This is a genomic window from Rheinheimera sp. KL1, assembly GCF_001275035.1.
GTDB classification, from domain to species: domain Bacteria; phylum Pseudomonadota; class Gammaproteobacteria; order Enterobacterales; family Alteromonadaceae; genus Pararheinheimera; species Pararheinheimera tangshanensis.
Window position 1 is genome coordinate 95,110 of the sequence record NZ_LAMX01000023.1, and the last position, 6,150, is coordinate 101,259.

11 protein-coding genes are annotated in these 6,150 nt (G+C 43.7%); all 11 read right to left on the reverse strand.

All coding sequences use genetic code 11. The features are described 5' to 3' along the window. Positions 1-128: 128 nt before the first annotated feature. Entirely contained in the window at positions 129-482 is a 354-nt protein-coding gene (locus WH43_RS13590) for a hypothetical protein (RefSeq protein WP_286049744.1), read from the reverse strand. Between the two features lie 155 nt (positions 483-637). Further along, the gene (locus WH43_RS13595) at positions 638-1,072 is read right to left on the reverse strand and encodes a hypothetical protein (RefSeq protein WP_053425149.1); all 435 of its coding nucleotides are present in this window, start codon (positions 1,070-1,072) and stop codon (positions 638-640) included. 67 nt (positions 1,073-1,139) lie between these two features. After that, on the reverse strand, positions 1,140-1,565 hold the full coding sequence (locus tag WH43_RS20065; protein WP_152342858.1) for a hypothetical protein: 426 nt from the start codon (positions 1,563-1,565) through the stop codon (positions 1,140-1,142). Beyond that, on the reverse strand, positions 1,556-1,885 hold the full coding sequence (locus WH43_RS20070; protein ID WP_152342859.1) for a hypothetical protein: 330 nt from the start codon (positions 1,883-1,885) through the stop codon (positions 1,556-1,558). Before WH43_RS20070 ends, WH43_RS20065 begins: the two co-directional genes overlap by 10 nt. A gap of 776 nt (positions 1,886-2,661) precedes the next feature. Continuing rightward, complete coding sequence (locus tag WH43_RS13610; protein WP_286049746.1) at positions 2,662-2,811, reverse strand: hypothetical protein; 150 nt, start codon at positions 2,809-2,811, stop codon at positions 2,662-2,664. Positions 2,812-2,982: 171 nt separating this feature from the next. Further along, a complete protein-coding gene (locus WH43_RS13615; protein WP_053425153.1) occupies positions 2,983-3,270 on the reverse strand; it encodes a hypothetical protein in 288 nt (95 codons plus the stop codon). Positions 3,271-3,368: 98 nt separating this feature from the next. After that, entirely contained in the window at positions 3,369-3,590 is a 222-nt protein-coding gene (locus WH43_RS13620; RefSeq protein WP_053425154.1) for a hypothetical protein, read from the reverse strand. Positions 3,591-3,690: 100 nt separating this feature from the next. Continuing rightward, the gene (locus tag WH43_RS13625; protein WP_053425155.1) at positions 3,691-3,909 is read right to left on the reverse strand and encodes a hypothetical protein; all 219 of its coding nucleotides are present in this window, start codon (positions 3,907-3,909) and stop codon (positions 3,691-3,693) included. Between the two features lie 75 nt (positions 3,910-3,984). Further along, entirely contained in the window at positions 3,985-4,314 is a 330-nt protein-coding gene (locus WH43_RS13630; protein ID WP_053425156.1) for an SMI1/KNR4 family protein, read from the reverse strand. Between the two features lie 398 nt (positions 4,315-4,712). After that, positions 4,713-5,105 carry an ankyrin repeat domain-containing protein gene (locus WH43_RS13635; protein ID WP_053425157.1) on the reverse strand — a complete coding sequence of 131 codons (393 nt, stop codon included), beginning with the start codon at positions 5,103-5,105 and terminating at the stop codon, positions 4,713-4,715. Between the two features lie 413 nt (positions 5,106-5,518). Beyond that, entirely contained in the window at positions 5,519-5,881 is a 363-nt protein-coding gene (locus tag WH43_RS13640) for a hypothetical protein (RefSeq protein WP_053425158.1), read from the reverse strand. Between the last annotated feature and the right edge of the window lie 269 nt (positions 5,882-6,150).

Here is a 6,150-nt window from a genome sequence, read left to right on the forward strand (position 1 = left end):
GTTAAATCATCCAATCACGTCCCTCAGGGTCATCACTATAAACCTGACACACTCCTTCTGTAGTTAACATCATCGACCACAGGCTGCGAGAATTGCCCTTGTCCAGCGACACGGATTTGCGGAACATCTTATGTATATTGATGTTTAGCTCTCTCAAAGCTGGTAGAGCAATAACGCAGATTGCCATTTTCAGATAAGCGGACTTTTGGATCTTGAGAATATCTATCTGCCTTATATTTGCCCAAGAACTTCCAAGCATTCACAGTCTGCTTCAGATAAACAGGTACGTATTCTTGTTGCTCTAAAAGCAACCTGGCATTTGCTCTGATGCGAGTACCATTTCCAACAACAATAATTTCAGGTGCTTCGGGGTTTAGCTCAATGGTAATAGCTAGACCTTTCACAATATTGTCCTTGGTTCGAATATAAGAGTCTCCACCTGCCAATTTTTCAGCAAGCTGTGGAGTGGTCAAAATGGTCATTTCGTTTCCATACTTTTGAGCAAACATAACGCCCGCCACAAACGCGAGCAACGTGTTGCTAGTCGAGCGCCCAGCGGGCGCGTTTTTGATGGCGATTGTTATATCGCAAAATACTGCTCACAGTGAGCTGCAATAGTTGCTGGTAATATTGCAAACTAATCTAAACAATTACCTGATTTAAGATGTATATTGCGCCAAAGATTCCATTTCAACTTGATTTCAACTTCCCTCTCTTTGACAGAGGTCACTTCCAGATTTCTTTCCTTTAACAAGGCTAAAAGCTCTTCGCACGTCTCGTATTCAGACTGCCTCGGGATATTATACTCGTCCATTTGCTTGTCCAAAGCCCGCAATATCTTTTTACCTTCTTGCTTTGATACTTCACGGATAATCACGCCTTCAGAGTTAACGTATGTATTACTGTCTATGCGATATTTAACATCTTTCTCGTCATTTGTTGAAGCGCACGATGTTAATAGCAATAAAATTAAAACTGTCAGATTTCTCAAATTTACCTCAGGCAATATAACTACCAAATTTAGCGCGGGAAAACGCGCATGCGTTTTGCCGTCGCAGCCCAGGCTCAGCATGGGCGATTAAGATTTGCTTGTTAGGTGTAGAATTGTGAAAGCATAAATTCATTTTACTTCCAGAAATCTAGTGGCTGCGGTTCAGCAGCACAATGCCGAAATACCCGCCTATATACAATAAAGCAAGAAGAGCCAGCGCTACCCAACCGTTCCAATTTATATTTTTAACAGAACTAATGAAAAAGCATGATGCGACCATAAGCCAAGGAAAAACAAAAAATATATTACGGAGATATACGGCCCATGGCCGCCATGAACAGCCCATTTCCCGCTCAACGACTTCACACAACGCATTTGGCACCACATCAAGAATAAATACGAAAAACACAAACGCAATAATTATTGGCAAAAAAGGAAGCCATAAAATTAAATTGGGCGATAGTTTACGACTAGCCAAGATTGCAACGCCCGCCACAAACGCAAGCAACGTATTGCGAGTCGAGCCGCAAAGCGGCGTTTTGATGGCGATTGTTAGAGCACGGTTTAATTGCAACGAACATGATGCACCATTAAATACATACCGTGGTCAGCCTCAGCTTTTGGATCTACCATTTCTTGAGCTTCTGACACAGTACATTCTTTACCTATCTTTTTTACAAACTTGTTTACTAAAACCATGCGGTCACTATTTGAAGAATGCGGGCTAACTGTATTTAACTCGAAAACGCATAGATAGTGCTGCTTTTTATCGTTTGGCCATTGGGGTTCATCAAAGCACGCAAAGCCAGTTCCGGTATCAAAATTTATTTGCTTATTTGAACAGCCTAGTAAAAACAAGCTAATCAAAATTGTTAAGTATCTGCGTGCTTTCATGCGAGTGCTCTAACGACTTGCACATGGGCGCGAGTTTACGAGCGTCCCGCCGACGCTTGCGGCGGCATAATGATGCAGATTGTTAGTTTTATTCACGACTGCTCCGATCAATGTAAGCGGCAAATAGATAAACAGATATGCCTCCAAAAATAGCGATACAACCCCAATACCAATAAGGATCATCCTGAGGAGTAAAGCCGCCACTTCTGCCAAAGGTTTGCTCTGTTAACAGTATGTAAACTTTTAATGCTGCAAATATCATAGAAGTATAGAGGCATCGCTCTGCAGACCAAGGTTTGTCCTCTTGATCCGGCAACTCCTCATGTTTTTTTCGTTCATTATTGACTGCTCCGAAAACTAACGCAAAGCACACGGGCGACGAGCCGCGCAGCGGGTTGGCGTCCCAGCGACCGCAGAGAGCGAGTGCTGCGTATTGTTATGTTTAAAGACGCTGCTCATAAACGATTGCCCTTCGCCAATGATTTTAATAGCCGCCATTTTGGTACAAGGTAGAATGGCTGTAAAAAAATGAAAGTAAACAACCACACTTTAAAAGCAACCCACGAATCATACTGAAATAATTGAAATACGCCCATTAATAAGGACGCAACCAAAGGAATCATTTCGATCCAAATCAGAACCTGAAAAAATTGCTTGTTGAACAACAGAGCTCCTTAAACATACGCCCGCATTTGGGGCGGCTGAAGCGCAGCGTAAGCCGTCCCAGCCCCAAGGGCGACAACATGCGCTTGTTATAGGGCTGTGCGGCAGACCCGCTAACGATTGGCGTAGCCATACTTACCTGGATTCTCAACAATCGCAGCAACAGTTTCGATAGCTGCCTCTCTGGATAGCTCCACTCGCAGCAACAGGGAAATTGCCTCTTCCTGATTCCCAGCCAAGATTGCCGCATCAAACTTATCCATGATTCCAACCCGAAATAGGCGCTCATTAATAGTCATTCCAGATAGTTCGCTCATATTCCTCAATAAGCCCTATAACTATTTGCTTTGGGGCGGACAACGCAACGCGTTGGACGTCCCAGCCCCGCAGGGGCGACCAACAGCAACTTGTTAGGTGCATCTACACCTGCATAGTTAAACAAGAAACATGATCAACGTTGCTAGACAAAAATACCAAATCGGTATCAAGTCCCACTTGCCATAATTACCAAGCTTTCTAAAACGCCTTATCGCGAACAGCCAGCAAACAAGAAAAACAATAATGTGCAACGCAAGTAGTGGTGGAATAATAATTGCCAATGGATTTTTTTCTCGGGCAAATCCAGATGCAAACGCCAGCCACATCATCATCATATACAAGCCCAATGGAACTAAAACAAAGCCATTGAGAAGCAAATATCTGTTTCGGCTTAACCAACGCATACCTTCACACCTAACGCCGCCAGCATGCGCGGCTTTGTAGTGGAGGCGAAGCCGCAGCGGAAAAGGCGTCGCCGTGACTGGCCTTGTTATAAACCACTTTACCCACTTACTTCCGCCGATGTTGAACCTACGTCTTTTTTAAGTACTAATACAACCAGATAAACCAGCGCAAATGGTGGAATAATACATAGCACCACGCCAAGTAAACCCGCCAAAACCGGCGTTTGCGTTTTACGGCGACCGAGGTAATAGCTTAATGCGCCTACAACCAGCACAAATACAAACATAATTTGGCCAACTAGCGTTGCATTGATATTCAAATGAACTCTCCTTGTGGTTTATAACTACCAAAGCAGCGGCGCGCGTTAGCGCGTCCAGCCCGCAGGGCGATGCTGCCTTTGCTTGTTATGTGTTTTACTTTCATACTTTTTGTACCAACTTAATTTGCTTAGTTGAAAATGTGCCTTCCCACTTATTTGAGCCATCCGGCAACACACACTCAACCTCATAAGCAACGGCAACATCATCGTCGAAAAAGATCATTAGTACAGCCGCTTGATCACCGATTTCAGCTTCTGGAACGTCAGGATTAAATGCTATCACCTCAACAACATCGTATTCCGAGATTTCATTCTTCATGGCTAACCTGACACGTAACGCTCGCATTTGCGGCAAATTGGAGCGCAGCGGAAATTTGTCCGAAACATGCGCTTGTTAGGGCTTGCTCTTGATGCCGAATTGCTTCGCAAACTCGGGATCTATCCAAGCCGACTCTATTTGGCTAGCCTCTAGTTCAACTTCTTCTGGAGCGGAACACCTAGAAACAAAATCATCTACTGACTCAGAAAGAAACGCGTTCTCTCCTGTTTCGTGATCCCAGAAGCACACAGCCTCGTGACGCAAAACGAAATAGTTACCGCAATCGTCTTCGGCAAGGACATTCAAAGTGGATAAGACTTCAGGAAATGGCTCCTTGGCTTTTCGGATTACGCCGTATTCAACGCCAGTTTCGCTTTTGAATACTTTACCAAATGCTCGATTCACATCTTAGCCCTAACGCCCGCCACAAACGCGAGCAACTTGTTGCGAGTCGAGCAGCGAAGCGGCGTTTTGATGGCGCTTGTTATAAGCATTTGGTGTCACATCAATTTCCGTGAGTATATTTTTTGCCATTTTTACTTATTATCCAAAGACAAATAATCATCCCGAGGCTTATTAGTAAACATACCGAAGAAATTTTAAAAACAAGCTGTATACCTGTATTGGGACAACCCCACATACAAGTAGACAAAAGCCCCACAACCGAAAGAGCCAGAATCAAAATGTTTACTACTACTGCAATAAAGTACTTCATCGCTCACCCAAGCTTATAACGCCCGCCACAAGCGCGAGCAACTTGTTTCGAGTCGAGCGCCCAAAGGGCGCATTTTTGATGGCGCTTGTTATATTTGCTTTGCACCACTCAGGTACTCAGTAATTAACTTTTTATTGTGTTCATTTAAACGGGGCATAGAGCATTCAGATAGTCTTTGTTCCGCTGTTTTTCCAGTGGTATCTTTTAAGTCAGGTTGAGCTCCGTTAACAATAAGCAATTTTACTATATTAGGGTAGCCTGCAGTGACGGCTCTGATTAGAGGTGTTGTATCAGAATAACTAGAATTCAAGTCAACATCTGCTTTTATGAAAAGAGAAACAATATCCTCGGCACCGCACTGAATAGCCATAATCAAAGGCATGCCATTTGGATTTGCTTCAGCCGCAAGCAACTCTCGAGCTGATTCGACGTCACAATCAGCCGCCTGAATTAATGCATCATCCAATTCCTTTTGATTCAAAATTTAACCTCGATGCTGAACGCAAATATAACGCCGCAATAAAAGGCGAGCGTTAGCGAGTCCAGCCCACGTTTTTTGTGGGCGATTTTTCATTGCCTTGTTATGTGTTTTAAGCACGGACTAACCTCTATTAACTTTACCAGTACCATTACAACGGTTACAGGGCACGAATCCCCACGATTCGGGTTTTTCGATGTCTCCACAGTGACTACAATCAAAAGGCCTGCCTTTACCTTGGCATGCAGGACATTTGACTTCCCCTTTACCATTGCAAGAAAGGCAGTCTTTCATAGGTATATCTTTGTTATTTCCAATACTCATAATTAAGAGATAATTCACCAATTACACATAACGCCCAAAGCAGCGGCGCGCGATAGCGCGTCCAGCCCGAAGGGCGATGCTGCCTTTGCTTGTTAAGTGTTCCATGGGAACGAGCCTCCGTTGTAGTAATGAAAAGTACGGCTACCCATATACTTTTCTAGCTTTTTACCTGCCTCGGTCTGACTTAAATTTTCTAGAATGCAAACTCGGATCGAGCCACCAAGGTCAGTTTGAGAGTCTGCTTCAATTTCAATAAATTGAAATAATGATTCCAAGTAAGGAAGTGACATTAAGTTTTGGTGATTTTGTAGATATTGCCCGAACGCTGCTAACACCCCACACATTGTTGAATCACCGTCGTCATTTCGATGGTAATTATCTTCACTATCCCATACCTCTTGATATTTAGAATCTAGAGAAACTATGTAGTCGAGTAATTCAGAGTACGAATTCATATTGACACTTAACACCGCGGTAATGGGCAGCTGGAACAGAGCGAAGCGGCGTGTAAGCTGTCCCAGTGAGCGGAGCGAACGAAATTAACCGCCTTGTTAGGTTTTTGATAGTTCATTTATTGCTACTTCCAGCTCTTCATCGTATAGCTCTGTATCATCTACGTAACCACGTTTAAGGCGATTTTCTGCCTCTGGAACTACAATGGCTAAGGCCAGTTTTTGGCGGATAAATGTTGCAAGAACATGATTTGTAACTTGAGACACTGGCT

Excerpts from the sequence above, each read along its gene's own strand:
- WH43_RS13590 (WP_286049744.1), bottom strand. The coding sequence starts at position 482 with ATGACCATTTTGACCACTCCACAGCTTGCTGAAAAATTGGCAGGTGGA.
- WH43_RS13595 (WP_053425149.1), bottom strand. The coding sequence starts at position 1,072 with ATGCTGAGCCTGGGCTGCGACGGCAAAACGCATGCGCGTTTTCCCGCG.
- WH43_RS20070 (WP_152342859.1), bottom strand. The coding sequence starts at position 1,885 with ATGAAAGCACGCAGATACTTAACAATTTTGATTAGCTTGTTTTTACTA.
- WH43_RS13610 (WP_286049746.1), bottom strand. The coding sequence starts at position 2,811 with ATGGATAAGTTTGATGCGGCAATCTTGGCTGGGAATCAGGAAGAGGCA.
- WH43_RS13615 (WP_053425153.1), bottom strand. The coding sequence starts at position 3,270 with ATGCGTTGGTTAAGCCGAAACAGATATTTGCTTCTCAATGGCTTTGTT.
- WH43_RS13625 (WP_053425155.1), bottom strand. The coding sequence starts at position 3,909 with ATGAAGAATGAAATCTCGGAATACGATGTTGTTGAGGTGATAGCATTT.
- WH43_RS13640 (WP_053425158.1), bottom strand. The coding sequence starts at position 5,881 with ATGAATTCGTACTCTGAATTACTCGACTACATAGTTTCTCTAGATTCT.